The organism is Nocardioides lacusdianchii, from assembly GCF_020102855.1.
Classification (GTDB): Bacteria; Actinomycetota; Actinomycetes; order Propionibacteriales; family Nocardioidaceae; genus Nocardioides; species Nocardioides lacusdianchii.
This window is the reverse complement of the sequence record NZ_JADHZD010000009.1, coordinates 58241-84343: the sequence shown is the minus strand read 5'-3', so window position 1 is coordinate 84343 and position 26103 is coordinate 58241. Positions and strand designations below refer to the sequence as shown.

The following is a 26103-nucleotide window of genomic DNA, read 5'->3' as shown; positions in this document are numbered from 1 at the left end:
ACCCGATACCTTGGCGCCGTGTCCCGCAACCTCACCGCCTACCGCGTCATGGCCGCCATCGTCGGTGTCCTCCTCGTGGTGCTCTGCCTGGTCGGCGTCCCGCTGGCCAACTTCGACGGCTCCCCGATGTGGGGAGTCTTCGACAGCACGCCCGCCTGGGTGACGACCGGCTCCGACCTCCACAACCTCGGCGAGGCCATCACGACCTACCTCGGCGTCGCGCACGGCTGGCTCTACATGATCTTCCTGTTCAGCGCCTTCGCGCTCTCGCGTCGCGCCGGGTGGGACCTGCCCTTCACGCTGGTCACGCTGGCGTGCGGCACCATCCCGCTGCTGTCCTTCTGGGCCGAGCGCCGCGCGACGCAGCGGGTGCGCGCGGAGCACCCCGAGCTGGCCTGAGCACTAGGCTCACCGGGTGACGACAGCGTTCGTGCTCGGCGGTGGTGGCGTCCTCGGCGCCGTCGAGGTCGGCATGCTGCGCGCGCTGCTGGAGCGCGGGATCGTGCCCGAACTGGTCGTCGGCACGAGCGTCGGCGCCCTCAACGGCGCGCTGGTGGCCCGCCAGCCCGAGCTCGCGGTCGTGGACCGGCTCACCGAGCTGTGGGCCTCCACGGCGCGGTCCCGCGACGTCTACGGCGACCGGCCGCTGCGCACGGTCCGCCGGGCCGTCACCACCGGCACCCACATCTACTCCTCCGCGCCGCTGCGGCGTCGACTCGAGGAAGAGCTCGGGGACGCCCACTTCGAGGACCTGCCCGTGCGCCTCGAGGTCTGCGCCGCCAGCATCGAGCGCGCGGCGGAGCACTGGTTCACCAGCGGCCCGCTCGTGCCCGCGATCCTCGCCAGCGCCGCCGTACCCGGTCTCCTGCCCCCTGCCGAGATCGACGGCGAGCACTTCCTCGACGGGGGCCTGGTGAACTCCATCCCCGTCGGCCGGGCCGTCGAGCTCGGCGCGACCCGGGTCTTCGTGCTCCAGGTCGGCCGGATCGACCGGCCGCTCGCGCCGCCCACCCGGCCGTGGGACGTCGCTCGGGTCAGCTTCGAGGTGGCCCGCCGCCACCGCTTCATGCGTGACATGGCGACCATCCCCGAGGGCGTCGAGGCCCACGTCCTGCCTGCTGGTGGCACCTCGGCGCGCGACGACTCGTTGCTCTCCCACCGTGACTTCGGGGGCGTCGAGGCGCGCATCGAGGCGACGTACGCCGCCTCCCGCGACTACCTCGACGAGGCCCTCGGGCCGGTCGAGGGGTCCGGGCCGTGAGCCACCCCGGGGTCTGGGCGCTGCGCCGGTTCGTCGTCGCGCCGACGGTCATCGCCCTCACCGTGCTGCTGTGGGTCACGCTGCCGGCCTGGCTGCTCGTCGCTGCCGCCCTGGCGCCGGTGCTGCCGGGCCGCTGGCGCGCGCTGCGGCTGCTGTGGCTCGTCGTGGTCTACCTGAGCTTCGAGACGCTGCTACTGGTCGTGCTGCTCGGGCTGTGGCTCGCCAGCGGCTTCGGGTGGCGGATCCGCTCGCCCTACTTCGCCGGCATCCACTACGACCTCGTGCAGGGCACGCTCATCGCGTTCTTCCGCGAGGCCCGGCGCGTGCTGGCGCTGCGGATCCGCACCGACGGCCCGCACCCGACCCGCCACCCCGACGGCCCGGTGCTCGTCATGTGCCGGCACGCGGGCCCGGGCGACTCGTTCATCCTGATGTACGCCCTGCTGCACTGGTACCACCGCGAGCCGCGGGTGGTCCTGAAGAACACCCTGGCCTGGGACCCCGCGATCGACGTGATCCTCAACCGCATCCCGGCCCGCTTCATCTCGCCGAACCCGGTCGCGGGTGAGGACCTGGAGTCGCAGATCGCGGCGCTGGCCACGGGTCTGGACGACAACGACGCCTTCGTGATCTTCCCCGAGGGCGGGAACTTCACCCCGGAGCGGCGTGACCGCGGGATCGCCCGGCTGCGCAAGCTGGGGCTCGAGCGGATGGCGGTGCGCGCGGAGGAGATGACCCACGTGCTGGCGCCGCGCCCGGGCGGCGTGCTCGCGGCGCTGGAGGCAGCACCGGACGCCGACGTGCTGATGGTCGCCCACACCGGGCTCGACCACCTGGTGACGGTGAGCGACCTGTGGCGCGAGCTGCCGATGGACAAGCAGATCACCATGCGGTGGTGGCAGGTCTCGCGCGAGGAGATCCCCGAGGACCGCGACGAGCGGATCGAGTGGCTCTACGGCTGGTGGGAGCAGATCGACGAGTGGATCGAGGCCAACCGGCCGCCGGACGCGACCTGAGCGGCGTGTCGACCCCGGACATGCGAACGGGCGGTGCGTGAGGGGTGCTCCCGAGCCGGGAAACCCTCCTCACGCACCGCCCGAAGCGGTGGTGCTACTTCTTCTGCGGCACGTCGTCGATGTCGATGACCTCGGCGGGCGCGTCGGGCGTGGTGGCCTCGTGGGCCTCCTCGACCGAGTCGCTGATCGCCTCGCCGGGCGCTCCGCCACCGACGTCCTCGGCGGCCGGGGGCTCGGCGGTGACCACGTCGTCCGCGGTGACCTCGTCGGTCAGCGGGTCGGTCAGCGGGTCACCGGACGTGGTGGCCGGCGTGACCGGTGCCGCGGCGGGTGCTTGGGGGGTCGAGGGTGCCGCCGGCGGGGCCGGGGGGACGTAGCTCGACTGCCAGTTGGCCTCGGCGTCCTGCTTGGCGCGGACCTTGCTGAAGACCACGCCGCCCAGGGCCAGCAGGCCGCCCAGCAGGAGGAACTTCTTGAGCCGGCCCCCGCTGGGCTCGGGCTCGATGCCGCGCAGCTCGTTGACCTTCGCGGCCGCGATGTCGCGGCTGGCTGCGGCGCGCTCGGCGGCGAGGGCGGCGCCCACGGACGCCTTCTCGCTGGCGGTTGCCCTGGCCTCGGCCAGGAGCGGTGCGGCCTTCTCACGGGCCTCGGCGGCCTTCTCGCTCGCGAGCGCGGCGCCCACGGACGCCTTCTCGGCGGCGAGGGCCCGGCCCTCGGCGATGAGCGGCTGGGTCTTCTCGCGCGCGTCGGTGATGACGGGCCCGGCCTTGTCCACGGCCTGCTCCCACGCGGACTCCAGGTGGGGCAGAACGGTCTCCGAGACCTGCTCGACGTAGTCGTGTGCCCGGTCCATGAGGGACTTCTTGCGGCGGAAAGGCATGCGTGACCTCCTCTGTCAGTTGTGGCTCCATCTCACCATGCCCACCCTGAGGCGACCAGCCCCGTCCGGGTGGGTGGCGGTGCGTGGCAGGATCGAGGCGCACGCGGGCCTGCGAGGCCCACCCCACAGACAGCTGAGAGGCACACCCCATGGCCGACCTGAAGGCGACCCTGAAGACCAACAAGGGCGACATCGTCATCGACCTCTTCCCGAACCACGCCCCCGAGACCGTCGAGAACTTCGTCGGCCTCGCGGAGGGCACGAAGGACTACCGCGACGACGCCGGCCGCAGCGGCGAGAAGTACTACGACGGCCTCGGCTTCCACCGCGTCATCGAGGGCTTCATGATCCAGGGCGGCTGCCCGCTCGGCACCGGCACCGGCGGCCCGGGCTACACGTTCAAGGACGAGATCCACCCCGAGCTCGTCTTCGACAAGCCCTACCTCCTCGCGATGGCCAACGCCGGTCCCGGCACCAACGGCTCGCAGTTCTTCATCACCCTGGGCGCCACCCCGTGGCTCAACCGCAAGCACACCATCTTCGGCGAGGTGGCCGACCAGGCCAGCCGCGACGTGGTCGACGCGATCGGCAGCGCCCCGACCGGCGCCATGGACCGTCCCACGGACGCCGTGGTGATCGAGTCGGTCACCGTCGAGCGCTGACGCGGACCTGATCCCTTCCTCCTCATGACCCAACCGTCCGAGGACCCGGCCGCGACCGGGGTGCCCACCTGCTACCGGCACTCCGGTCGCGAGACCTGGATCCGCTGCCAGCGCTGTGACAAGCCGATCTGCCCCGACTGCATGCGCGACGCCGCCGTGGGCTTCCAGTGCCCCGACTGCGTCAAGGAGGCGAACAAGAACTCGCGCCAGAACCGCGCGATGTACGGCGGCGAGCGCAGCGCCGACCCCCGCCTGACGACGTACGTCCTGATCGGCATCAATGCCGTCGTCTGGCTCGCGATCACCGCCACCGGCGGTCGCCTCTCGCGGGTCGCCGACCTGCTGGCGCTCTCCCCGACCGGCAGCTGTGGGTCGCGGTCGGCGCCCAACCAGTACTACCCCGGCCTGCCGAGCGAGGCCGCCTGCAACCTGGTCCCCGGCAGCGACGGGATCTGGCGTGCGGGCGTGGCCGACGGCGCCTGGTGGCAGCTGCTGACCAGCGCCTTCGCCCACGTCGAGATCTGGCACGTCGCGATGAACATGTTCGCTCTCCTGCTCTTCGGCCCCGCCCTCGAGGGCATCATCGGCCGCACCCGCTTCCTGGCCGTCTACCTCGTCAGCGCGCTCGGCGGCTCCGCGGCCGTGATGCTGCTCAGCAGTCCGTCGGGCTCGACCGTCGGGGCGTCCGGCGCCCTCTTCGGCCTCCTCGGCGCGCTGCTCGTGGTGGCCCGCAAGGCGCGGCTGGACACCCGCGCGCTCCTGCAGAACCTCGGTCTCGGAGTCGCGATCAGCGTCTACGGCCTGGTCGTCGGCGGCATCTCCTGGCAGGGCCACCTCGGTGGCTTCGTCGCCGGCGCGGCGGCCGCGGCCGTGGTCGCCTACGCCCCCAGGGCGCGGCGTGCCGTCGTGCAGTGGACGGGCCTGGGCCTGCTGGCCGTCGTGCTGCTGGCCGTCGCCGTGGCACGCGGCCTCGCGCTCACCTGAGGTCCGCCCGCCGGCTCCGTGACATCGGCCCCCGCCCCGCGTCGTACGACGTGGAGCGGGGGCCGTGCTGCGTCCGCTGTTGTTCCACAGGTGTGCACACAGGTGTGGATAACTACAGGCGTGTAATTCTCCACAGGGGTTCTCCACAGTGTGGAAATCCGCACAGGTGTGCGAGGGGCGCTTGCTGTGTGCAAATCCCCCGAAATCGACTCAAGCGGTGAGAGAGACGCCTTCCCTTCCCCAGGAAGGCGCCTCACTCACCGCTCGAGGCGCGGGGCCCGTTCTACGGGGCCGAGGGAGAACCTACTCCCACTTGGTCGCGAAGCTGAAGCCGACCGCCATGAAGGCGATGCCGACGACCAGGTTCCACTGCCCGAGGTCGTTCATGACCCACAGGCTGGAGAGGTCGTCGGAGAAGACGTAGAAGGTGCAGATCCAGATCAGTCCGACCAGGAAGCAGCCCAGCATGCCGACCACGACGCCGCGGCCGCGGCCGAGCGGGGTCGAGGGGTGCGCGGACACGATGAGGCCGAGCATGAGCAGGCCGAAGCCGATGGCGTAGTTCCACCTCCCGAGGTCGGCGATCGCCTTCGGCGAGCCCTCGACGGGCGGGAAGGCGAGCGGGTTGCCGCGGGGGCCGACGTAGTAGTAGACGATCCAGCCGATGCCGGCGACGACCAGGAGGAGACTGATCAGGAACCTGGGGGTGACGAGCGAGCTCTTCTCCCCGGTGGTGACCGTCGTGGACTTCGACACTGCTGCTCCTGTGGCTTGGCTGATGCGGTTCGTCGGCGTACGTCGACGCCTCGCCGAGGCTGCGTAGCACCCGACGGGGGGTTAGCGTAGTCGGCATGTCGCCCCAGTCACACGTGCGCCCCGCACGCCACCGCCTCTGGCGGGTGGCGACGCCGGTCATGGTGCTGCTGAGCGGCGTGCTGTTCGCGGTGAGCGCGGAGCAGAGCGACGGCCTCGACCTGCGCGGTGGCCGCCTCACCGACCTCGCGTCCGTGGTGCGCGCCGAGCGGGACGAGACCGGCGACCTGACCGAGCGGGTCGCGACCCTCAACGCCGAGGTCGAGGCGCTGAGCACGCAGCTGGGAGACCGGTCGGTGGGACGGGTGCAGGACGAGATCGCGACGCTCGTCGACCCCGCCGGGCTGACCGAGAAGACCGGCGCGGGCGTCCAGGTCGTGCTCGACGACGCCTCGCCGGAGGCTCGGTTCGCCTACGAGGGCGACCCCAACGACCTGGTGGTGCACCAGCAGGACATCCAGGCCGTCGCCAACGCCATGTGGAACGCCGGCGCGGAGGCCGTCACCATCCAGGGCCAGCGACTCATCTCCACCACCGGCATCAAGTGCGAGGGCAACCAGGTGACCCTGCACGGCCTGCCCTACTCCCCGCCCTACGTCATCGTCGGCATCGGCGACACCGCCCGGCTCGAGGCCGAGCTCACCACCGACCCGATCCTGGCGACCTACCGCGACTACACCGCGATCCCGGGTGGCGGCGTCTCGTGGGACATGAGCCAGCTCGAGTCGGTCACCGCGCCGGCGTACGCCGGACTGCTCGACCTCACCTACGCGACGCCCCTCGACGGCTGAGCGCCGCTGCGATCAGTCGCGCGAGGCGCGGGGGGTCGGGCTGGTGGGCGGCGTCTCGGTGGGCACCGGCGTCTCCGTCGGGACGGGCGTCTCCGTGGGCACCGGCGTCTCGGTCGGTGTCTCGGTGGGCGTCTCGGTGGGCGTCTCGGTCGGTTCCTCGAAGGCGGAGACGAAGATCGTCACGGTGCTGCCCTGGTCGAGCGTGCCGCCGACGGGGATCTGGTCCACGACCGTGCCCTGCGGCTCGGTGGAAGCCGGGTCGGTGCGCACGTCGGCGACGAAGCCGGCCTCACGGATCGTCCGCTCGGCCTCGCGCTCCTGCAGGCCGCGGACGTCCGGTACCTTCTCGGGGCCGTCTGAGAACACGACGGTGATGGTGGTGTTCTCCGCCACCGAGGTGCCGGCGGCAGGCTCGGTGCGCAGGACCTCGTTGCGGTCCTCGTCGGAGTCCTCCGCCTGGAACCGGACGCGCAGGCCCAGCGCGATCAGCTGGGCACGTGCGTCGGCGCGGAGGTTCCCGACCACGCTGGGCACCTCGACCTCGGGCTGGCCCAGGGACAGCACGAAGTCGACCGAGCTGCCGGGGTCGACGAAGGCGTCGCGGTTGGGACGCTGCTCGATGACCCGGTCGGCCTCGACGGTGTCGGAGGTCTCCCGGGTGACGCGGCCGACCCGGAACCCGGCGTCGGCGATCGCGAGGCGCGCCTCGTCCTCGGTCAGCCCGACGAGGTTGGGGACGGGGTCGCGCTCGGGCGCCTCCTCGAAGAGCACCCCGTTGAGCAGGTAGGCGCCGAACCCGAGGAGGAGCACGAGGAGGAGACCGCCCAGCACCCACCACGCCGTACGCCCGCCGGACGACTGCTGCTCCTGGCCCTGACGGGGCGGTGGTGCGGCGGTCATGGTGGTGGTCGCGTCGGCTGGCGGTGCCGCGGGGACGTACTGCGTGTCGGCCGCGGTCGGGAGGACCGCGGGCGCTTGGATCGGGTGGCCGGACAGGTAGCGCTCGATGTCGGCCTTCATCGCCGCGGCGCTCTGGTAGCGGTCCTCGACCCGCTTGGCCAGCGACTTCATCACGATGGCGTCGATCTCGGGGTCGAGCTGGTCGTCGAGGTCCGACGGCGGGGAGGCCGGCTCGCGGACGTGCTGGTAGGCCACGGCAACCGGGCTGTCGCCGACGAACGGCGGACGGCCGGTGAGGAGCTCGTAGAGCATGCAGCCGGTGGAGTAGACGTCCGAGCGCGAGTCGACGGTCTCGCCGCGGGCCTGCTCGGGGGAGAGGTACTGCGCGGTGCCCACCACGGCCGCGGTCTGGGTCATCGTGGAGGCGGCGTCGGAGATCGCGCGGGCGATGCCGAAGTCCATCACCTTGACGTCGCCGGACGGCGTGAGCATCACGTTGCCGGGCTTGATGTCGCGGTGGATGATCCCCGCACGGTGGCTGTAGTCGAGCGCAGCCAGCACGCCGGCGGTGATCTCGAGCGCCCGTTCGGGCAGGATCTTGCGACCCTCGCGCAGGATGTCGCGCAGGGTGCGTCCCTCGACGCACTCCATGACGATGTAGGGCTGGGCGACGCCGGAGCCGTCGGTCGCCATCTCCTCGCCGGTGTCGTAGGTCGAGACGATCGCCGGGTGGTTCAGGGACGCCGAGGACTGGGCCTCGCGCCGGAAGCGCGCCTGGAAGGTGGCGTCGCTGGCCAGGTCGGTGCGCAGCCTCTTGACCGCGACCGTGCGGCCCAGGCGCTGGTCCTTGCCCTTGCGGACCTCGGCCATGCCGCCGCGGCCGAGCAGCTCGCCGAGCTCGTAGCGGCCACCGATCAGCGTCGGCTCCGGCTGCGTCATCCCTCGTCGCCCTCTCCGTCGTCCTGCTTCTCCTGGCCCGGCGGCACCTTGGCCCAGTAGCTCACCGCCACCGTGTCGCCCTCCTGGAGGGTGCCGCTCGGCTCCACCGAGGCCACGATGCCCTCGGGCTGGTCGCCGGGGTTCTCCAGCTCCACCGGCGTGGGCTCGAGGCCGAGGTCGCGCAGCTCCTTCTCCACGTCCTTGCGGTCGCGCCCGACGTAGGCCGCCGGGTCGACCTCGACGGTCGCAGGCTCCGGCGACTCCGTCTCGCTCGGGGTCTCTGTGGGCGTCTCGGTCGGGGTCTCGGTCGGGGTCTCGGTCGGAGTCTCGGTGGGTGTCCCGGTCGGCGTCTGCGACGGCTCGGGCGTCTGCGAGGGAGTGTCGGTCTCGCCGGAGGTGGAGTCGGTGTCGTCGCGGGTGCCGAGCCACACCGCCAGCAGTACGGCCGCGAGCACGGCAGCGATGCCGAGCAGCAGCGGCCACGGCGCCGGCGTACGACGTCGGTCGGGCGCGGGCGCGGGAACAGGGGCGGCAGCGGCCGGCGCGGCCGGCGCCACGGTCGGCATCACCTGCGTCGAGGAGCCGGCCGGCGGCACCACGGCCGGTGCGACCACGGTCGCGGCCCCGGCGGGCTCACGCAGGGCGCGGGCGAGCTCGGCGCCGTCGGAGTAGCGGTCCCCGGGTGCCTTGGACAGTGCACGGCGTACGACGGCAGCGAGGTCGCCCGGCACGGAGGCGGGCAGGTCGGGCACCGGGTCGCGCAGATGGGCGATCGCGGTGGCCACGGCACTGTCGGCGACGAAGGGCTTGCGCCCGGCGAGGCACTCGAAGGCGACGACGCCGAGCGAGTAGACGTCGGAGGCGGCGCTCGCGGTGCCGCCCTCGGCCTGCTCGGGGGAGATGTAGGCGGGCGTGCCCATCACCTCGCCGGTCTTCGTCAGCGCCATGCCCTCCGCGGCACGCGCGATGCCGAAGTCGGTGACCTTGACCCGCCGGTCGGGCGTGACGAGCAGGTTGGCGGGCTTGACGTCGCGGTGCACGATGCCGGCGGCGTGGGCCACGCCGAGCGCGTCGGCGGCCTGCGCGAGCAGGTCCTGCGCGGCTGCGGGGTCGAGCGGTGCGTCGGGGCGCAGCAGCGCCGACAGTGGCTGGCCCTCGACGAGCTCCATCACGAGGTAGGGACGAGGGGTTCCCGAGCCGTCGTCGAGGGAGCTCTCGCCGTAGTCGAACACCGACGCGATGCCGGGGTGCTGGAGGGCTGCCGCGTGGCGGGCCTCGGTCTCGAAGCGGGTGCGGAAGAGCGCGTCGTCGGCGTACTCGGTCTTGAGCACCTTCACTGCGACGGCGCGGTCGAGCACGGTGTCGCGTGCCGACCAGACCTCGCCCATGCCCCCGGTGGCGATGCGGGACTCCAGGACGTAGCGGCGGGCGTCGTCGACGTGGCCGCCCGGGGCCAGGGTCGTCACCGGTTGATCACCGCCTCCATGACCGCCTCCATGACCGCCTTCGCGATCGGCCCGCCGAGGGCACCGCCGCCGATCTCGTCGGGAGAGGTGTCGCTGGACTGCACGAGCACCGCGACCGCGACCTGGGGATCGTCCGCCGGCGCGAAGGCGACGAACCAGGCGTAGGGCGGCCGGTCTGCGGTGGACTCCGCGGTGCCGGTCTTGCCGGCGACGTCGATGCCCGGGATCTGCGCCGGGGAGGCGGTCCCGGAGTCGACCGTGGCCACCATCATCTCGGTGAGCTCGTCGGCGGTGCTGCTCGAGATGGCCTTGCTGATGGTCTCGGGGTCGGTGCGGTCGAGGACCGACAGGTTGGGCGCGCGCACCTCCTCGACGACGTAGGGACGCATCACGTCGCCGTCGTTGGCGATCGCGGCGGCCACCATCGCCATCTGCAGGGGAGTGGCGGTGACGCTGGACTGGCCGATGCCCGACATCGCGGTCTGCGGTGCGTCCATGTCGCGCGGGTAGAGCGACGGCGCCTGCCCGGGGAGGTCCTCCAACGAGGTGGAGTTGAAGCCGAAGGCCTCGGCCTGGTCAGCCATCGCCTCGGTGCCGAGCTCGTTGGCCAGGCTGAGGAAGGAGACGTTGCAGGAGACCTGCAGGGCCTGGGTCATCGTGATCCGGCGGCCGCCGCAGTTGCCGCCGTCCCAGTTGCCGATCGTGGTCGAGGACTGGGGCAGCTGGTAGCGGAAGCCGCCCGGCACCATCGAGTCGGCGTCGTAGTCACCTGACTCGATCGCGGCCGCCGCGGTGACGAGCTTGAAGGTCGAGCCCGGCGGCAGGGTGGTGGAGATGGCACGGTTGACCAGCGGCTCGCGCGGGTCTTCGTTGAGGCGTTCGCTCGCCTCGCTCACCGCGCCGAAGTCGTGGGAGGCCAGGACGTTGGGGTCGTAGCTCGGGGTCGATGCCATCGCCAGGACCCGACCGGTCGTCGGCTCGAGGGCCACGACCGCCCCCTCGGCGTCGCCGGGGAGCGCCTCGAGGCCGTTCCATGCGGCGTCCTGCGCGGCCGCGTCGAGGGTGAGCTGGACGTTGCCGCCCTTGGGGTCGCCGTTGCTGAGCATGTCGACGAGGCGCGTGACGAACAGCCGCGAGTCGTCGCCGGACAGGACGGAGTTCTGCGAGCGCTCGACACCGGTGGAGCTGAAGTAGGAGAAGTAGCCGGTCACATGGGCGTACTTGAAGGGCTCGGAGTAGGTGCGCTGGAAGCGGTACTTGTCGTTGGACGGCACGCTGCGCGCGATCGCCTCGTCGCCGACCAGGATCGCCCCGCGCTCGCGGGAGTAGGTGGCGGTGAGGATGCGGCGGTTGCGCGGGTCCTCGGCCAGGTCGCCGGCGCGGACGTACATCAGGTAGGTCGAGTTGACCAGCAGCGCCATGAAGAGGACGAGGCAGAAGACCGCGACGACGCGGATGGGCTTGTTCACCGCAGCTTCACCACCTGGGTGTGCTCGCTGTCGGCGGCCGAGTCGTCGACCGGGTCCAGTCGCGGCGCCGGGCGCCGGGCCTGGTCGGAGATGCGCAGCAGGAGGGCGATGACCACCCAGTTGGCGACCAGCGAGGAGCCTCCGTAGGACAGGAACGGGGTGGTGAGGCCGGTCAGCGGGATGAGGCCCGTGACGCCACCGATGACGACGAAGACCTGGAGGGCGAAGATCGCGCCGAGCCCGACCGCCATCAGCTTGCCGAACCCGTCACGGGAGATCAGCGCGATGCGCAGGGCGCGCTCGACGATCAGGCCGTAGCAGAGCACGATCGCCATGACGGCGGTCAGCCCGAGCTCCTCGCCGATCGTGGAGATGATGAAGTCGGAGTAGGCGAACGGCACGCGCTCGGGGAAGCCGTCGCCGAACCCGCGGCCGATCAGCCCGCCCCAGCCCTGTCCGAAGAGCGCCTCGACGAGCTGGAAGCTGCCGGGCGAGTCGTCGTAGTAGTCGAGCGGGTGCAGCCAGAAGTTGAAGCGGTTCTGCACGTTGTCGACGAACGTGTACGCCGCCAGCGCGCCGGCCCCGAAGAGTGCCGCCCCCACGACCAGCCAGCCGGGCCGCTCGGTGGCGACGTAGAGCATGGCCAGGAAGAGGCCGAAGAACAGCAGCGAGGAGCCGAGGTCGTTCTGGAGCACCAGTATCATCATCGAGATCCCGAACATCGCCATGATCGGGCCCAGGTCGCGCCCGCGCGGGAGGTCGACGAAGACCACGCGCCGCCCGGCGAGCGCGAGGGCGTCGCGGTGCAGGACGAGGTAGCCGGAGAAGGCGATCACCAGCATCACCTTCGCCACCTCGCCGGGCTGGAAGCTGAAGCCGGCGACGTTGATCCAGATGCGGGCACCGTTGATCTCGCGGCCGATCAGCGGGAGGAACGGCAGGATCAGCAGCACGATGCCGGCCAGGCCGGCGGTGTAAGTGAAGCGCTGGAGGACGCGGTGGTCGCGCATCAGCACCAGCGTGACGATGAACAGCACGACTCCGACCGTCATCCACACCAGCTGCTGGCGGGCGAAGGTGTGCGGGTCGCCGAGCGCCTCGTAGGTGATGTCGAGGCGGCGGAGGATGGCCAGACCGAACCCGTTGAGCGCGGCCACCAGCGGCAGCAGCACCGGGTCGGCGTACGGCGCGACGATGCGCACGGTCACGTGGGCGGCGACGATCAGCGCGGTGAGCCATCCGCCGTATCCGACGATGTCGGCCGGCACCTGGCCCTCGAGGCCCAGGCCGACCGCGGCGTAGGCGCCGATGCCGACCGCGAGGGCGAGGACGAGCAGGAACAGCTCCGCGCCCCGGCGGCGCCGGTGCACGAAGCCCATCAGGGTCCCGGTCTGACTCATCGCAGCACCCCCGTCACTCTGAGTCGACGTCCTGGCGCGCGGCATAGTTGTCGACGGTCATCCGCGCCTCGTCCAGGTCGTCGGCCTCGATGCCCTCGCGCACGGTCTCGGCGTCGATGTCACTCAGGCGGGTGAGCTCGACGTCGGTGATCTCGTAGGCGTGGGAGAGCGAGAAACCGGGCAGGTCAGCGTCGATGCCGCGGAAGATCGCGACCCGGCCGTCCTGCTCGGCGACGTAGAACTGCTGCTGGCTCCACGACCAGCCGGCCGCGAGGACCACCCAGGCGATGCCGAGGAGGACCGCGGCGACGAGCAGGCGGCGCAGCCAGGCGTAGCGGCCCGGGTCGCGGGGGGCGTAGCGGGCGGCCTCGGGGTCGATCGGGTCGGCGGCGAACGCGCCCTTCGGCACGTCGGCCGGGACCGGGGCGATCTCACCGGTGTCGCCGGAGCGGTGGCCGCGGAACAGCCCGCCGACGGCGCCGCCGAGCGGCATCCGGCGGGGCAGGTCGGCCGCGGCACCCACGAGGAGGGGGACCAGGTCCTCGGGCGGCGGCTCCTCGGAGACGTCGGCGACGATGCAGGTGACGTTGTCGGTGCTGCCGGCCTCGAGACTGGCGCGGACGAGCTCGACCGCGGCGAAGTCGGGGGTGCCGGTGGAGAGGATGTCGGCCATCCGCTCGGGGCTCAGCGTGCCGCAGGCGCCGTCGCTGCACACGAAGACGCGGTCACCGGGCTCGGCGGGGACCTCGAAGAGGTCGGGCTCCTCGTGGCGGATGCCGTCGAGCGCCTTGAGGATGAGGTTGCGGTGCGGGTGGGTCCGCGACTGCTCCTCGGTGATGCGGCCCTCGTCGATGAGGGACTGCACGAAGGTGTGGTCGTGGGTGAGCTGGCGCAGCTCGCCGCCGCGGTAGAGGTAGGCGCGGCTGTCGCCGATGTGGCCGATGCCGAACCGGGTGCCGTCGAAGAGCGCGACCGTCGCGGTGGTGGAGGTGCCGTTGAGGTCGGGGTCCTCCTCGACGAGCTCACCGATCCGGTCGTCCGCGCGGTGCACGGCGCCGGCCACCTGGCCGAGGATGTCGTCGTCGGGCTCCTGGTCGAGCTTGCGCAGCGCCTGGACGGCGGTGCTCGAGGCGAGGTCGCCGCGCACCGCGCCGCCGACGCCGTCGCAGACCGTGAGCAGCCACGGACCGGCGTAGCCGCTGTCCTGGTTCTCCCGGCGTACGCGCCCGACGTCGGAGATCGCGGAGTAGTGGAGGTACATCACTTCCGCAGCTCCAGGATCGTCTTGCCGACCCGCACCTGGACGCCCACACCGATGGTGGTGGGCTGGGTGATGCGCACCGGGCCGACGTAGGTGCCGTTGGTGGAGCCGAGGTCCTCCACGAACCACTCGTCGCCGCTGGCCCCGACGCGGGCGTGGCGGGTGGAGACGTAGTCGTCGTCGAGCTTGATCGCGGCGTCGCTGCCGCGCCCGATCAGCAGCGGGGCGTCGGCGAGCTCGGCGCGGGTGCCCGGGTTGTCGCCCTCGACCACCAGCAGGTGGGTGGGGGCGCCGCGCCGCGGCTTCTTCGGCTTGCCGTTGCCCTTGCGGCCCGCGGGTGCGCCGCCGCGGGCCGTCTCGGGCACCCGGGCGCCGAACATGTCGGAGCGGATGACCGAGATCGCGGACAGCACGAAGATCCACAGGATGGCCAGGAAGGCCACGCGGATCAGGAAGAGGGTCAGCTCAGACATTCCAGCCCCCGGCCTCGTCGCGACCGCCGTCGATGCGGACGGTCATCTCGGTGTGCCCGATCTTGATCGTGGAGCCGTCGCGCAGGCGTGCCCGCGCGACCTTCGTCCCGTCGACCAGGATGCCGTTGGTCGAGCCGAGGTCGACCGCCTCGACGCCGTCGATGCTCACCTCGAGCTCGAGGTGGCGGCGGCTCACGCCGGGGTCGTTGATGCGCAGGTCGGCCTCGGTGCCGCGGCCGATGACCAGCCCGGGCGGGCGCAGCGGATGACGCGTCCCGTTGACCTCGAGCGTGGCGTGCGAGGACCGCGTACGGGTGCGCTGGTCGTTGTCGGTGACGCTCGCCTGCGCCTTGGAGCGGATCCGGAAGCGGCCGGTGGTCAGGTCGTCGGCGGACTCGAACGCAATGCTGACGGGGCCGGTGAAGACGTAGCCCTGCGCGTCGGCGTGGTCCTGGAGCTGGTCGACGAGGTCCTGCTCGAGCGCGCGGCCGAGTCCGACGATCCGCTCGAGGTCGGAGGCGGAGAGCTCGACGTGGAAGTCGTTGGGCACCAGCCGGCGCTGGCGGCTGAGCACCTGGGCGTTGTTGTCGCACTCGCGCTGGAGCGCCGCGGCGATCTCGACCGGCTGCACGGCGCTGCGGAAGGCGCGGGCGAAGACGCCGGAGATGACCGACTCGAGCCGCTGCTCGAACCTCTGGAGCGCATTCACTCCGGGCCTCCTCTCCTCGCGCTGGCGTCACGTCGTTGTGGTGGGCAGGCTTCACACACCCCCCGATCGGTGCCGCCGAGCGTACCGGCCGGTCGCCGTTGCGCACGGGTGCCGCCCCGCCCGAGGGGTGACCTCGGGCGGGGCGTCGCGCGGGGACACGGCCGATTGGGAGCGTGCCTCAGGCGTGGGGTAGCCTTCCCTCTGCTTCATGCGCGAGTGGCGGAACGGCAGACGCGCTGCGTTCAGGTCGCAGTGTCCGAAAGGGCGTGGGGGTTCAAATCCCCCCTCGCGCACCAGCACCTCGAAGGCCCCGGACCCCGGTCCGGGGCCTTTGTCGTCGGGAAGGGCCTCCAGGACGAGGTGAGGAGCTCTCCCTCGTCTCCGAGCGTGGCGGGTGGCTGCCGAAACCCTCGTGGTCTCGAGCCACGCCGTCGCGCCGTCGAGAGGGACCTAGGCCCTCGAGGAGCACGAGTAGTCTAAGTGCCCGTCAGGCACTGCCTGACGGGTGTCAGACATATCTTGACAAAATGGATATGTTTCGTCCGCCAAGTTACTCGGGCTTGGCTTCACGGAGGGACGAAGTAGATGCGCGTTAAGGGATTGGTCATCGCCGGGGCGATGGCTTTCGCGGGGCTCGCTGCACCGACGGCCGCACAGGCGGGCCTGAACCAGTGCGGCACGAACTACATGTGTGTCTGGGGCAACGGCAACTACGAGTGGCTCATCGCTGCTCAGGTGCATGGCCAGGGCAGCTGGATGGACGTCTTCAATGACGCCAACGGCGAGAACAACCAGCAGGACTCGTGGGCCAACCGGTCGAACACCTACACCGGCTGCATGGCCGACGACGTCGACGGCGGTGGCGACCGCATCACCATGGCCAAGGCAAGCAGCGACCCCGACCTGGCGTGGTTCAACAGCAACTCGACCTCGGCGATGCGCACGAAGAACGGCTGCTGAGACAGTGGCGGCCATGTCGACGGAACTGATCACAGCCCGCAAGCTGATGCGCACCTACGTGTCCGAGGCGGAGCGGGTGGACGCGGTCGACGAAGTTGACATGGCCGCCGGTGGCAGTGAGTTCATCGGCCTGTTCGGTCACAGCGGATCGGGGAAGACCACCCTGCTGAATCTCATCGCGGGCCTGGACACGCCCACGGGCGGCGAGCTGTGGGTCAACGGCCTCGACCTGCTGGCAGCGTCCGAGGACGAGCGCGTGCGGCTGCGTCGCGAGACCATCGGCATGGTCCACCAGACCGACCACCTGATCGAGGAGTTCACGGCGGCGGAGAACGTCGCCCTACCGCTGGAAGCGAGGGGCGTCAGCGCCCGCGAGGCTCTGGTCGAGGCGAGTGAGCTGCTCGAGCGTGTCGGTCTCGGCGGCCATGAAGCACGGTTCCCCCGCCAGCTCAGCGGTGGCCAGCGGCAGCGAGTCGGCATTGCGCGCGCCCTGACCGGAGGGCGTCGGGTGCTGCTCGCCGACGAGCCGACGGGATCGCTGGACAGCGCCAACGCCTCCGCGATCTTCGGCCTCCTGCGCGAGCTGTGTGATGACGGCCGCCTGGTGCTGGTCGCATCGCACGACCCGGCATGTCGCCAGTTCGCCACGCGCACCGTCGACATGCTCGATGGCCGGGTCGTCTCGGACGAGCCGACGTGCTGAGCCTGACGCTGGGACGCAGGCTCGCGAGCCGGTTGCGCGCCCGAGCAGCGGTCGTGCCGGCCGTGGTGGTCATCGCCTTCGCCTTCGCCGTCAACGTGTTCCTCGATGAACAGACGCTCACTGGTGAGCAGGAGGCCGACCGACTTCCGGGGCGCTTCGAGGCGTCGATCAGCAGGCTCGGCATCTCGATCCCGGCGGGCTCGACGTCGCCCGAGCAGCTGCAGTCCCGGCTCGAGTCAGCCGGCATCCCCGTCGTGGTGTCCCTGCAGGCACCCGACCTCTCCCTTCCGGAGCTCGCCGACGACGGCATCTACTACCGGGAGATGCCGTGGGAGCCGCAACCCTTTCCCGACGCGCTCGACCTCGTGGAGGGTCGATTTCCCACCGGCGCCGGAGAAGTGGCCCTTGTCGGATCAGGGATCTCGGACCGGCTGGCCGTTGGTGAGCGGATCAGCGTGCTCGGCCAGGCAGACGCCTTCACCGTTGTGGGGGTCGTGGAGAACACCCTGAGTGACGACGAACAGGTGCTGGCGGCGCCGGGGACGTGGGCAACCCTGGATCCGTCCTCGGACACCACGCTGTCCCAGGCAACGGCCTCTCCGACGTTCTTCATCTCCGACCCCGAACCGTTGCGGGTCGTCGCCCCGTTGGCTGACACGGTGAGCGACGTGGGACTCGTCGACGGTCCAGGTGGCTCGAGCAGCGCACTCGAGAGCGACTTCGCCTCCGCGCTCAGGACCCGAGCTGATGCGCGCGCGGACACCGAGCCGGCGTGGACCGCCCGCTCGCCCCTGACCTTCTGGGTGCCCGTAGCAACACTGACCCCCTTGGCGATCCTGCTGGCCTTCTGGGGGATGCTGCGCCGTGTGGGGCCGGCCCTCCGGAACCTGAAGCGTCAAGGAGTCACGGTGTCCTCCGCGGTCGGCGCAGGGGCGGTCGGGGTCCTGGCCTGGGTCATTCCCGCCGTCGGCGCGTCGGCCTTGCTGGGCAGCCTGGCCGGCCATGCCGTCGCGCAGGCGGGTGCGGGCCGGTGGTCGAGCCCGGGTGCGACCTGGCGCTTTCCTTCTGCCGCTGTGCTCGCCACGTCGTCGGGGGTCGTCGCGGGAGCACTCGCGGGCACGGCGTTGCTGTGGGCGGTCACCCGCGACCCGCGGCCACGCGCACGCGGCTCGCGACGATCGCTGCTGACACCGAGGCTGATGCGGAACCTCCGGCACGGCTGCGCGGCGGTCGCGGGGGCGGTGGCGGTCTACTTCGCGATGACCTTGCGAACACCGAACGACGGCATGCGCCTGTCGGCTGTGGTGGCCGTGGTGGCAGCGCTGGCGACCCCGGACCTCCTCGACGGCATTGTTTCCCGCCTGCCCTCCGACTCGTTGACCAGACGGCTGACGGCCCGCCTCATGTCGGCCTACTCACGTCGCAACGGGCTCACGACCGCGACCTTGGTGGTGGCCGTCGCGTGCAGCTGTGGGCTGCTCGTGTCAGTGACCAGTGCAGTCGAGGCGGAGCGCGCGCTGCGAGGTGCCACCGCGCTGCCCGGGCAGGTCGCCCTGGACAACGACGACACCCCCGCCCTACCCGTACCTGCAGCGGTGGTCCGGGCGGCGGAGAGGGTGCCGGCGCTCCGAGACCAGGAACCTGTCCAGGTCCGGGTGCTGGGTGAGCTGCGCGAGCGGACCAACCCCGACATCATCGAGCTGACGAACACCGTCTCGCCCGCCAACACGTTCGCCAACACCTTCGCCTTCGACTCGACCAGCGACGTCGAGCGAGTCGTAGGACGCACCCTGAGCGCGCGCGAGACCGCGGTGCTCGACAACGGCGGGGTGCTGGTCATCGACCCCGAACTGCCGATCGCGTCCGGAACGGTGGACCTGGTCGATGCCGAGGGATCGGCCGCTGGCACCTATGAAGCAGCGAGGGCCGAGATCAGGCCCACTCCCTGGTTCGTCGCTGTGCCCACCATCATGCTCACGTCGACTGCTGAGGCTGAGGGCCTGCCCACCTCCGACGGCGCGCTGATCTACACGGGCGTGAGTCCTGAGGACTCGCAGCAGGTTCTCCAGGCCCTCAGCCGGGCCGGGATCAACCCAGAGACCGCTGAGGTGCACCGCGACCTGCCGCCTGTCGTTCCCCCAGCCGCGCTCACCGCCTCTGCGCTCGCCCTCTTCGTCCTCCTGTTCCTCCTGGCCATCGCCTCGACGCACTCCCAGGTCGTGTCGATGAGGCCGTGGGCGAGTCGCCTGACCCAGCTGGGCGTACGACTCCGCTGGGCCCAAGGCGTGGTGATCCGGCAGTACGGCGTGATGCTCGCAGTTGCGGTCCCGGTCGGAGTGCTGGCGGGAGTGGCTCCCCTTGTGCTGACCCGGTGGTTCGTCCCCGAGATCACCATCGTGGTCCCGTGGGTCCAGATCGCCGCCTTGCTCCTTGCGCTCATCGCAGCGGTCGGTGTCGCCTGCTGGTTCAGCAGTCGCGCCATCAGCGCACGACTCGCCCTCGGCTGGCAGGACTTCGGCGAGTAGGAGGGAGGCCCGGCTCTCCTGCGGCACACCGTCCTGGCGTGTGAACGTCAGAGACGCGTCACGAACGGCGTGTCGGCTTGGGTCACGCCAGCTCACCCGTCAGGGTGTGCCTGTCATCAGTCAGGTAAATCACGACGGGGGTCGTCTTGCGCACCACGAAGTACCTCATTGCTCGGATCGTCCAGCGGCTGCACCGCCGCAGCCTGCCGGCCGGGTATTACTGGACCTAGGCCTGCGACATGGTCAAGCGCGACTCGGGAACGCGCAGCAGCCGTCCCCCCGGACCAGTCGGATCGCTCCTGACCGGCAACCTCCGCGCATACGAGGAGGACCGGCTGGGATTCCTCATGGACGTGAGGCGGTACGGCAGCCTCGCATCGTTCGACACCAGGACCACAGTCGTGAACGACCCGCACCTGGCCTTGCAGATCCTTCGTGACCGGGACCGGCTCTGGGACGTCAGCCACGACCTCCTTGGACGGCGACTCGATCAGGCGGAGTCAGAGGACATCGTCGCGGTCCGGCCGTTGCTCGGCCCCGGGATGCGGGCCAGCGCATGGTCGGTCTCACCACACACGTGCTTCGTCTCACCCATGAGCGGCTGGCGGATGTGCGGAACGATTCGCCGGTCGTGCTGGACCCGTTGACCTTCGCCGAGTCAGTGATCTCCGAGGCTGTCGGTCGTCACGTCCTGGGCGCTGCCTACGACGACCTCGGTCACCTGGTGGCCGATCTCCTCGATGCGCTCGAGGAGGTCATCGGCAACGTGCTCGCTCTCCCGCCAGCGTTCGGGACGCCGGCACGGCGTCGCATCGCCCGCCGGTACGAGCGCCTGCGTGCGGGCGTCGCGAGCCTGATCGGGTGCGCTGACGCGTCCTTGCGTGTGCCGGCGCCAGCAGACCCAGAGCCGCGGCCGCTCGTCTCGCTCGTGGCGGCACACACACCCACGGGTGTCGACCGGCGCGCGGACCTGCTCATCGGCGCGTTGCTGGCAGCGCAACGCGTTCCGGCGGCGGCAGCGGGGTGGGTGCTGATGCTCCTGGCCGACCACGGGGAGGCGCAGTCGCAGGTGCGGGCCGAGGCCGTGAAGGCTCGCGCACCCCACGCCGACGGGGCGCTGGCACGGCAAGGGCGGTCGCCGTTCACCAGGGCGACTGTTCTCGAGGCACTGCGTCTGTACCCACCCACATGGCTGATCTCGCGGGTGGCCCGCCGCCGTGTGCACCTGGGCGCGTACGAGTTCCGCGCCGGCCACACCTTCGTGCTCAGTCCTTACGTGTTGCACCGGGACCCGTCCCTGTACGAGAACCCGTGCAGTTTCGTTCCACAGCGGTGGCTCGGTCGGACCCCCGCGTCGCGGCACTACCTGGCCTTCGGAGCGGGGCTGCACCGGTGCCCCGGCACGGACGCGTCCTTGGCGTGCCTGGTCGGCCTTGTCGGCGCCCTGACGGAGACCAACGTCCTGACCCGCGTCGGAACAGTCCGCGCCGACACACGAACCTCGCTGCGCCCGGAAGGCATCGGCATATGTCTGGCACCGATCGTGTCGGACCTGACCGTGCGCAGCGCCGCCTCGACGACGCGGCGCGAGGTGCGGTCCTTGACGAACGCCTGAGGTGCCGGCGGCGGACCGTCAGTCCGTGTCAGGCCGTCGCCGAGTCGTCGGCCCTGCGGTGGGCGTACTTCTCCCACGCGGACTGACGCGTCACCCCGAGGACCTGGCCGATCTCGGTCCACGAGGCCCGCCGCTCGCGGAGCATGTCGACCCATTCCTGGACGAAGGCCGCATTCTGCTCGGATGACGCAGTGATGAGCGGCAGGGTGGCGAGGAGCTCGGAGAGCGACATCCGGTCCCACGGCGGGCGAGACATCTCGTGCACGCGATCGGGGTGCTGGTTGTTCTCGTGGAAGTGGCTGACGCACTCATCGCAGATCATCGCCCCGAGACCACCAGCGAGCTTCCTCTCCGGGCCGCCCTGCACGCCGCAGAAGGAGCACATCTTCTCGTGACGACTGAACTGCATGCTGCCTCCCTGGCCTTCGCGTTCGCTCATGCTAGCTGTCGGACCGGCGCAGGCCGGTCCGGCACCTTCGTCGTCGTCGGGCATGCTCGAGGGATGGCCGAGCCGCACGACTCCCCGACCGAGGACGAGAAGTGGCTCGTCGTCGACGGCCGGCGCTGGCGGCGTACGGACCCGGCGATCCCGGTCGACGAGCTGGCCCGCCTGAAGTCGCACCTCGGCCGGGGCAGGTCCGGCGTCCGCACTGCGCGCGACGACGCCGAGCTGGCGGCCACCCGGCACCGGACGCAGCTGGCCAAGACCGGGCTCGGCGAGCGCGGCCCGAAATGGTGGGAGCAGACCGACGCCGAGCGGCGCGAGCGCTGGGAGTCCGCGCTGCGCGAGCTCGACGCCCTCGACTGAGCCGCGTGTCTACGCCGGACATACTCGCCCCATGAGCGACGACCCGCGCGCCCCCCAGCCCGGCGCCGAGCACCTCGCCGAGCCGCTGCGTTCGCGCTGGAGCCCGAGCGTGTACGACGCCGCGCACCGGCTGGGCGACGACGAGGTCGAGACCCTCCTGCGCGCCGCCCAGTGGGCGCCGAGCAAGGGCAACACCCAGCCGTGGGCCCTCATCGTCTGCGTGCCGGGCACGCCCGGGCACGACCGGCTGGTGGAGAGCCTGAGCCGCGGCAACGCCGGCTGGGTGCCGCGGGCGTCGGTCGTCTTCCTCACCGTCGCGCACGTGCGCGACGGGGACGGCCCCGATGCGCCGGAGTACAGCGACCTCGCGCTCTACGACGTCGGCCAGGCCGCGGCCCACCTCACCCTCCAGGCGCGCGCGATGGGACTGCACGCCCACCAGTTCGCCGGCTTCGACCACGAGGCGCTGGCCGACGCGCTCGGCGTACCGCCCTCCCACCGGCTGCTCACCGGCATCGCTGTCGGCGTGCCGGGTGACGCCGGCGAGGTCGACGAGCGCACCGCCGCGCGCGACCACCGCGACCGCACGCGCAGGCCCCTGTCGGAATGGGCCTTCGCGGGACGTTTCGGCGAGCCCTACGACGCCTCGGCGGTGGCAGACTCCGGGACATGACCGCACCCGGGCGCCGAGGCAGGGGCACCCGTGCGGTGCTCGCCGGCCTGCTGGTGGTAGCCGCCGGAACCACCGGTTGTGCAGCGGGCTGCGGCGACGAGGCCATCGGTGACGTTCTGGAGGTCCAGCTGGACCGCTCGACCGTCGGTGACGACCACGAGATGCGGATCGACGTGTGTCAGGACGACCGGTGCGAGGAGCTCACCGCGCCTGCGAACCAGTACGTCGTCGACGTCGCGCTCTCCGACCTCGACGTCGACCTGGACCAGCCCGGCGAGGTGGTGGTCGAGGTGGTGGACGGAGCCGGCCGCACGCTCGGGACCACCAGCGCGACGCTCGACCCCAGGACGGTGAGCGACGGTCCGGGCTGTCCGACCAGTCGCGAACAGGAGATCAGCGTCACTGCCACCTGATGGACCGGCCAGCGGGTTGGCGAGGGTTTGGCAGACTCGTGGCATGACTTCTCTCTCCGACTTCTCGGCGCCTGCCATCGACGGCACGGACATGGACCTCTCGCAGTACGACGGCAAGGTCGTCCTCGTCGTGAACACCGCCTCCCAGTGCGGGTTCACCGGCCAGTACAAGGGCCTCCAGCAGCTCCAGGACACGTACGCCGACCAGGGGCTGGTCGTGCTCGGCTTCCCGTGTGACCAGTTCGGCAACCAGGAGCCCGGCAGCGAGGCGGAGATCTCGGACTTCTGCGAGAAGAACTTCGGCGTGACCTTCCCGCTGTTCTCCAAGGTCGACGTCAACGGCGACGACGCGCACCCGCTCTTCGACTGGCTCAAGGACTCCAAGGGCGGCATGCTCGGCTCGAAGATCAAGTGGAACTTCACCAAGTTCCTCATCGGCCGCGACGGCCAGGTCATCGACCGCTTCGCGCCGACCACGGAGCCGGAGAAGCTGAGCAAGGACATCGAGAAGGCGCTGTGATCCGCGCCGGCGTCGTCGCCGCGGCGGTCGTCGCGGTGGTGGCGTCGGCGGCTCCGGTGGCTGCGAGTGGTTTCGAGGCTCGCTCCGCTCGCACCTCAACCACCGAGGGGGCGGAGCGCGTCTCGACCGTTGCGAGGGCGGTCGTGGGGTCCGGGACGCCGGCGTCCTGCACGTCGCGCGCCGTCGTACGTGCCGTGGCGAGGGGTGGTGTCATCACCTTCGACTGCGGCCCGGGCCCGGTGACGATCCCGATGGAGCGCACCGCCAAGGTCGTCAACACCTCGTCGCGGGTCGTGCTCGACGGCGACGGCCGCGTCGCGCTGAGCGGGCAGGGCGAGCGCCGCATCCTCTACATGAACACGTGCGACCGGGCGCAGACCTGGACGACGTCGCACTGCGACGACCAGGCCGAGCCGCGGCTGGTCGTGAAGCGGATGCGCTTCGTCGACGGCAACGCGACCGGTGAGAGGACCGACGGCGGTGGCGGCGGTGCGATCTTCGCCCGCGGCGGACGGTTGAAGATCCTCGACTCCACCTTCGTCGACAACCGCTGCGACCGCACCGGCCCCGACGTCGGCGGAGGTGCGGTGCGGGTGCTCGACCAACACCGGGACTCACCGGTCGTCGTACGCCGCTCCACCTTCACCGGCGGGCGGTGCAGCAACGGCTCGGCGCTGAGCAGCATCGGCGTCTCGTGGCGGATCTCATCCTCCACCTTCACCGGCAACCGGGCGATCGGGCGCGGCGCCAACCCCGCCCGGCCCGGCTCGCCCGGCGGGGGATCGGGCGGAGCGATCTACCTCGACGGCAACGCGATCCACCTCGAGATCGAGGACTCGACGCTGACCGGTAACCGGGCCCGCGAGGGCGGCGGCGCGATCTTCTTCGTCTCCAACGACCGCACCGGGACGATGACCATCGACGGCTCTCGGCTCACCGACAACCCGAGCGCCGGCTTCGAGACGCTGCCGGGGATCTTCTTCCTCGGGGCGAGGCGGACGATCACGGACTCGGTGGTGCGCTGAGGGGTCTCGATACGCCTCGCTCGTTCCTCGCTCGGCTACTCGACCGCCGAAAGGGCTACGAGGGCAGCGTGGGGGCGTCGGGGCCGACGCGCTCGGCCAGCCACTCCGCGACCTGGGCCTCGGTCGGCGCCAGCCCGTCGGAGATGACGTGCGGGGCGACGCGGGAGAAGTAGTCGGTGACCATGTTGTCCGACTCCCGCACCAGCATCCCGGCGGCCTCGCCGCCCACGATCCACGACCCGAGCACGACCCGGTTGCCCTCGAAGCTCGGCAGCTCGGTGTAGCCCTGGTAGACCCAGCCCTCCGCGCCGTAGCCGCCCGGCATCACCACGTCCTCGAGCATGTCGTCGAGGTGGATGCGGATGTTGTCGCCCTCGCGCCCGTGCAGCGGCTTGGCGACCCAGCGCTCGAGGTCGCGCGGCTCGTCGAAGTACGCCGGCAGCAGCAGGCGGTGGCGCGGGAAGAGCTCCCACAGCACCGGCAGCAGCGCCTTGGTGCTGAGCAGCACCTTCCACGCCGGCTCGATCCACTTCGTGGGCCGTGCCTCGGCCCGGTCGACGATGAAGCGGCCGAACGGCTCGGCGAGCATCTCCTCCCAGGCGTAGAGCTTGAAGGCGTTGCGCAGCGGCTCGTCGTGGACGTCGCGGTACTCGCGGGCGTCGGGGTTCCAGCCGACCTCGGCCACCGGGTGGGCCAGGGCGAGCCAGCCGGCCTGGACGGCGGTGTCCATGAGGTAGTGGCAGGTCATCTCCATCTCGCCGCCGTCGTAGGAGTCCTCCTCGCCGAGGTCGTAGAGGAAGTGCATCCGGTCGCCGTCGAAGCGGCCCGAGCGCCGCAGCGCGCGCCAGCCGTCGACGAGGCGGTCGTGGACGGAGTTCCACTGGTCCATCTCCGGCATCACGTCCTCCATCCAGTTCCACTGGACGATGCCGGTCTCCACGAGGCCGGTGGGGGTGTCGCCGTTGATCTCGAGCATCTTGATGGAGCCGTCGGCGCCGTAGGCGAGGTCGAAGCGGGCGTAGAGCGCGGGGTCGCCTGCCTCGATCGAGCGGCGTACGACGTCGAGCGAGCCGGGCGGCAGCCCGAGCCGCTCGTCGGTCATGGTGGTGGCCATGTGGGAGACGGCCTGCAGGCACATCGCCCACAGCTCCTCGGTGGCGGCCTCGAGAGCCTCCACCTCTTCCATGGTCACCTCGTACCAGGCGTCCTCGTTCCAGTAGGGGAGCTCGGAGCCGTCGGGCATCTTCGTGACCGGGAAGACGAGTCCCTGCTCGACGACCTTCTCGCGCCAGCCCTCACGGGCCTTCGAGCGGTGGCGCCACATCAGGCGATGCCCTTCACGCGATGCTGGCGCAGACGATGGCGCCGACCGACAGCGCGACCGCCGCGGCGACGTAGGCCAGCGGGCGCACCGGGCCGGGGTCGGTGACGATGCGGCGCAGGTCGCCCGGCGTGATCGCCTCGACGGCGAAGAACATCACCGTGTTGAGGAGGATGCCGAGAGCGCCGAAGGAGACGGTCCAGCCCAGCGCCCAGCCCAGCGACGTCTCGCCGTTGGTCCAGATCGCGGTGAAGAGGACGGCGGCGTTGGAGACCAGCCAGGCCGAGGTGACGACGCCGGCCGAGCGCGAGTGCGCGTGGACCGACTCGTTGCCGTTCTCGTCGACCCCGCGCAGGTGCGTGCCGAGGTGACCGGGGGTGGCGAGGTCGAGGACGTAGTAGGCCGCGACGAGCATCACCCCGCCGACGACGGCGTAGGCGACAGCGTGGAACAGGGCGGTGAGCAGGTCGGTCACGGGGTCTCCTGGGAGGCGGGCGTGGGAGGGGGAGGTCGGGA

27 protein-coding genes and 1 tRNA gene are annotated in these 26103 nt (G+C 71.2%); 16 read left to right on the top strand and 12 right to left on the bottom strand.

Annotated features, from left to right (window positions below; genetic code table 11):
- Positions 1 to 18: 18 nt before the first annotated feature.
- From IRX98_RS14125 to IRX98_RS14115, 3 genes are read left to right on the top strand one after another with little or no spacing between them, the layout of a single operon-like run.
- A complete protein-coding gene (locus tag IRX98_RS14125; RefSeq protein ID WP_224277783.1) occupies positions 19 to 399 on the top strand; it encodes a DUF3817 domain-containing protein in 381 nt (126 codons plus the stop codon).
- 16 nt (positions 400 to 415) lie between these two features.
- A complete protein-coding gene (locus IRX98_RS14120; protein ID WP_224277781.1) occupies positions 416 to 1261 on the top strand; it encodes a patatin-like phospholipase family protein in 846 nt (281 codons plus the stop codon).
- Positions 1258 to 2277 (top strand): lysophospholipid acyltransferase family protein, encoded by a 1020-nt coding sequence (locus tag IRX98_RS14115; protein WP_224277780.1) that lies wholly within the window; start codon positions 1258 to 1260, stop codon positions 2275 to 2277. Before IRX98_RS14120 ends, IRX98_RS14115 begins: the two co-directional genes overlap by 4 nt.
- Positions 2278 to 2371: 94 nt before the next feature.
- Here the strand turns inward: IRX98_RS14115 and IRX98_RS14110 are convergent, their stop codons facing one another.
- Positions 2372 to 3157: a hypothetical protein gene (locus IRX98_RS14110; protein ID WP_224277778.1), complete on the bottom strand. Its 786-nt coding sequence runs from the start codon at positions 3155 to 3157 to the stop codon at positions 2372 to 2374.
- Between the two features lie 149 nt (positions 3158 to 3306).
- Here IRX98_RS14110 and IRX98_RS14105 point away from each other — a divergent pair, with 149 nt between their 5' ends.
- Together IRX98_RS14105 and IRX98_RS14100 are read left to right on the top strand one after the other, a co-directional pair.
- Positions 3307 to 3819 (top strand): peptidylprolyl isomerase, encoded by a 513-nt coding sequence (locus IRX98_RS14105; RefSeq protein ID WP_224277776.1) that lies wholly within the window; start codon positions 3307 to 3309, stop codon positions 3817 to 3819.
- Between the two features lie 24 nt (positions 3820 to 3843).
- Complete coding sequence (locus IRX98_RS14100) at positions 3844 to 4803, top strand: rhomboid family intramembrane serine protease (protein ID WP_224277774.1); 960 nt, start codon at positions 3844 to 3846, stop codon at positions 4801 to 4803.
- A gap of 303 nt (positions 4804 to 5106) precedes the next feature.
- Here the strand turns inward: IRX98_RS14100 and IRX98_RS23525 are convergent, their stop codons facing one another.
- Positions 5107 to 5559, bottom strand: coding sequence for a cell division protein CrgA (locus IRX98_RS23525; RefSeq protein WP_372456090.1), 453 nt, complete (start codon positions 5557 to 5559; stop codon positions 5107 to 5109).
- A 95-nt stretch (positions 5560 to 5654) separates the two neighbouring features.
- On the opposite strand from IRX98_RS23525, the gene IRX98_RS14090 reads away from it, so the two are divergent.
- Positions 5655 to 6407, top strand: a complete 753-nt coding sequence (locus IRX98_RS14090) for a DUF881 domain-containing protein (protein ID WP_224277772.1) — start codon at positions 5655 to 5657, stop codon at positions 6405 to 6407.
- A 12-nt stretch (positions 6408 to 6419) separates the two neighbouring features.
- Here IRX98_RS14090 and pknB read toward each other — a convergent pair whose 3' ends face one another.
- The 7 genes from pknB to IRX98_RS14055 are packed head-to-tail and all read right to left on the bottom strand — an operon-like array spanning position 6420 to position 15024.
- Positions 6420 to 8246, bottom strand: coding sequence for a Stk1 family PASTA domain-containing Ser/Thr kinase (gene pknB, locus IRX98_RS14085; RefSeq protein ID WP_224277770.1), 1827 nt, complete (start codon positions 8244 to 8246; stop codon positions 6420 to 6422).
- Complete coding sequence (locus tag IRX98_RS14080; RefSeq protein WP_224277768.1) at positions 8243 to 9712, bottom strand: serine/threonine protein kinase; 1470 nt, start codon at positions 9710 to 9712, stop codon at positions 8243 to 8245. Before IRX98_RS14080 ends, pknB begins: the two co-directional genes overlap by 4 nt.
- Positions 9709 to 11181 (bottom strand): peptidoglycan D,D-transpeptidase FtsI family protein, encoded by a 1473-nt coding sequence (locus tag IRX98_RS14075; RefSeq protein WP_224277766.1) that lies wholly within the window; start codon positions 11179 to 11181, stop codon positions 9709 to 9711. The genes IRX98_RS14080 and IRX98_RS14075 overlap by 4 nt, the downstream gene beginning before the upstream one ends.
- A complete protein-coding gene (locus tag IRX98_RS14070) occupies positions 11178 to 12581 on the bottom strand; it encodes an FtsW/RodA/SpoVE family cell cycle protein (RefSeq protein ID WP_224277764.1) in 1404 nt (467 codons plus the stop codon). The genes IRX98_RS14075 and IRX98_RS14070 overlap by 4 nt, the downstream gene beginning before the upstream one ends.
- A gap of 13 nt (positions 12582 to 12594) precedes the next feature.
- On the bottom strand, positions 12595 to 13842 hold the full coding sequence (locus tag IRX98_RS14065) for a PP2C family protein-serine/threonine phosphatase (protein WP_224277762.1): 1248 nt from the start codon (positions 13840 to 13842) through the stop codon (positions 12595 to 12597).
- Entirely contained in the window at positions 13842 to 14315 is a 474-nt protein-coding gene (locus tag IRX98_RS14060; RefSeq protein WP_224277760.1) for an FHA domain-containing protein FhaB/FipA, read from the bottom strand. The genes IRX98_RS14065 and IRX98_RS14060 overlap by 1 nt, the downstream gene beginning before the upstream one ends.
- On the bottom strand, positions 14308 to 15024 hold the full coding sequence (locus IRX98_RS14055; RefSeq protein WP_224277758.1) for an FHA domain-containing protein: 717 nt from the start codon (positions 15022 to 15024) through the stop codon (positions 14308 to 14310). The genes IRX98_RS14060 and IRX98_RS14055 overlap by 8 nt, the downstream gene beginning before the upstream one ends.
- A 210-nt stretch (positions 15025 to 15234) precedes the next feature.
- Here IRX98_RS14055 and IRX98_RS14050 point away from each other — a divergent pair.
- The 5 genes from IRX98_RS14050 (at position 15235) to IRX98_RS14030 (ending at position 20827) form a co-directional block, all read left to right on the top strand.
- Positions 15235 to 15320, top strand: a tRNA-Leu gene (locus tag IRX98_RS14050).
- A 289-nt stretch (positions 15321 to 15609) separates the two neighbouring features.
- Complete coding sequence (locus tag IRX98_RS14045; RefSeq protein ID WP_224277756.1) at positions 15610 to 15984, top strand: hypothetical protein; 375 nt, start codon at positions 15610 to 15612, stop codon at positions 15982 to 15984.
- A 13-nt stretch (positions 15985 to 15997) separates the two neighbouring features.
- Positions 15998 to 16687, top strand: a complete 690-nt coding sequence (locus tag IRX98_RS14040; protein ID WP_224277924.1) for an ABC transporter ATP-binding protein — start codon at positions 15998 to 16000, stop codon at positions 16685 to 16687.
- Positions 16681 to 19212, top strand: a complete 2532-nt coding sequence (locus IRX98_RS14035) for a hypothetical protein (protein ID WP_224277753.1) — start codon at positions 16681 to 16683, stop codon at positions 19210 to 19212. Before IRX98_RS14040 ends, IRX98_RS14035 begins: the two co-directional genes overlap by 7 nt.
- A 556-nt stretch (positions 19213 to 19768) precedes the next feature.
- On the top strand, positions 19769 to 20827 hold the full coding sequence (locus IRX98_RS14030; protein WP_224277752.1) for a cytochrome P450: 1059 nt from the start codon (positions 19769 to 19771) through the stop codon (positions 20825 to 20827).
- A 28-nt stretch (positions 20828 to 20855) separates the two neighbouring features.
- On the opposite strand, the gene IRX98_RS14025 is transcribed toward IRX98_RS14030, so the two are convergent.
- Positions 20856 to 21236 carry a ClpX C4-type zinc finger protein gene (locus IRX98_RS14025; RefSeq protein ID WP_224277750.1) on the bottom strand — a complete coding sequence of 127 codons (381 nt, stop codon included), beginning with the start codon at positions 21234 to 21236 and terminating at the stop codon, positions 20856 to 20858.
- A 93-nt stretch (positions 21237 to 21329) separates the two neighbouring features.
- On the opposite strand from IRX98_RS14025, the gene IRX98_RS14020 reads away from it, so the two are divergent.
- Genes IRX98_RS14020 through IRX98_RS14000 form a run of 5 tightly spaced genes read left to right on the top strand, consistent with a single transcriptional unit; the run spans position 21330 to position 24266 of the window.
- Positions 21330 to 21635, top strand: coding sequence for a hypothetical protein (locus tag IRX98_RS14020; protein ID WP_224277748.1), 306 nt, complete (start codon positions 21330 to 21332; stop codon positions 21633 to 21635).
- Between the two features lie 31 nt (positions 21636 to 21666).
- Positions 21667 to 22308 carry a nitroreductase family protein gene (locus tag IRX98_RS14015; protein ID WP_224277746.1) on the top strand — a complete coding sequence of 214 codons (642 nt, stop codon included), beginning with the start codon at positions 21667 to 21669 and terminating at the stop codon, positions 22306 to 22308.
- Positions 22305 to 22721, top strand: a complete 417-nt coding sequence (locus IRX98_RS14010; protein ID WP_224277745.1) for a hypothetical protein — start codon at positions 22305 to 22307, stop codon at positions 22719 to 22721. Before IRX98_RS14015 ends, IRX98_RS14010 begins: the two co-directional genes overlap by 4 nt.
- A 43-nt stretch (positions 22722 to 22764) precedes the next feature.
- Positions 22765 to 23241, top strand: a complete 477-nt coding sequence (locus IRX98_RS14005) for a glutathione peroxidase (protein WP_224277744.1) — start codon at positions 22765 to 22767, stop codon at positions 23239 to 23241.
- Positions 23238 to 24266 (top strand): hypothetical protein, encoded by a 1029-nt coding sequence (locus tag IRX98_RS14000; protein ID WP_224277743.1) that lies wholly within the window; start codon positions 23238 to 23240, stop codon positions 24264 to 24266. The genes IRX98_RS14005 and IRX98_RS14000 overlap by 4 nt, the downstream gene beginning before the upstream one ends.
- 55 nt (positions 24267 to 24321) lie before the next feature.
- On the opposite strand, the gene IRX98_RS13995 is transcribed toward IRX98_RS14000, so the two are convergent.
- Positions 24322 to 25590: a glutathionylspermidine synthase family protein gene (locus tag IRX98_RS13995; protein WP_224277742.1), complete on the bottom strand. Its 1269-nt coding sequence runs from the start codon at positions 25588 to 25590 to the stop codon at positions 24322 to 24324.
- 13 nt (positions 25591 to 25603) lie between these two features.
- A complete protein-coding gene (locus tag IRX98_RS13990; RefSeq protein ID WP_224277741.1) occupies positions 25604 to 26062 on the bottom strand; it encodes a DUF350 domain-containing protein in 459 nt (152 codons plus the stop codon).
- Positions 26063 to 26103 lie beyond the last annotated feature (41 nt).

Bases quoted from the DNA above. Each gene is read 5' to 3' on its own strand.
- IRX98_RS14110 (WP_224277778.1), bottom strand. From the start codon at position 3,157: ATGCCTTTCCGCCGCAAGAAGTCCCTCATGGACCGGGCACACGACTAC.
- IRX98_RS14105 (WP_224277776.1), top strand. From the start codon at position 3,307: ATGGCCGACCTGAAGGCGACCCTGAAGACCAACAAGGGCGACATCGTC.
- IRX98_RS14100 (WP_224277774.1), top strand. From the start codon at position 3,844: ATGACCCAACCGTCCGAGGACCCGGCCGCGACCGGGGTGCCCACCTGC.
- IRX98_RS14090 (WP_224277772.1), top strand. From the start codon at position 5,655: ATGTCGCCCCAGTCACACGTGCGCCCCGCACGCCACCGCCTCTGGCGG.
- pknB (WP_224277770.1), bottom strand. From the start codon at position 8,246: ATGACGCAGCCGGAGCCGACGCTGATCGGTGGCCGCTACGAGCTCGGC.
- IRX98_RS14070 (WP_224277764.1), bottom strand. From the start codon at position 12,581: ATGAGTCAGACCGGGACCCTGATGGGCTTCGTGCACCGGCGCCGCCGG.
- IRX98_RS14065 (WP_224277762.1), bottom strand. From the start codon at position 13,842: ATGTACCTCCACTACTCCGCGATCTCCGACGTCGGGCGCGTACGCCGG.
- IRX98_RS14060 (WP_224277760.1), bottom strand. From the start codon at position 14,315: ATGTCTGAGCTGACCCTCTTCCTGATCCGCGTGGCCTTCCTGGCCATC.
- IRX98_RS14045 (WP_224277756.1), top strand. From the start codon at position 15,610: ATGCGCGTTAAGGGATTGGTCATCGCCGGGGCGATGGCTTTCGCGGGG.
- IRX98_RS14040 (WP_224277924.1), top strand. From the start codon at position 15,998: ATGTCGACGGAACTGATCACAGCCCGCAAGCTGATGCGCACCTACGTG.
- IRX98_RS14030 (WP_224277752.1), top strand. From the start codon at position 19,769: ATGGTCGGTCTCACCACACACGTGCTTCGTCTCACCCATGAGCGGCTG.
- IRX98_RS14025 (WP_224277750.1), bottom strand. From the start codon at position 21,236: ATGCAGTTCAGTCGTCACGAGAAGATGTGCTCCTTCTGCGGCGTGCAG.
- IRX98_RS14020 (WP_224277748.1), top strand. From the start codon at position 21,330: ATGGCCGAGCCGCACGACTCCCCGACCGAGGACGAGAAGTGGCTCGTC.
- IRX98_RS14015 (WP_224277746.1), top strand. From the start codon at position 21,667: ATGAGCGACGACCCGCGCGCCCCCCAGCCCGGCGCCGAGCACCTCGCC.
- IRX98_RS14010 (WP_224277745.1), top strand. From the start codon at position 22,305: ATGACCGCACCCGGGCGCCGAGGCAGGGGCACCCGTGCGGTGCTCGCC.
- IRX98_RS14005 (WP_224277744.1), top strand. From the start codon at position 22,765: ATGACTTCTCTCTCCGACTTCTCGGCGCCTGCCATCGACGGCACGGAC.
- IRX98_RS13995 (WP_224277742.1), bottom strand. From the start codon at position 25,590: ATGTGGCGCCACCGCTCGAAGGCCCGTGAGGGCTGGCGCGAGAAGGTC.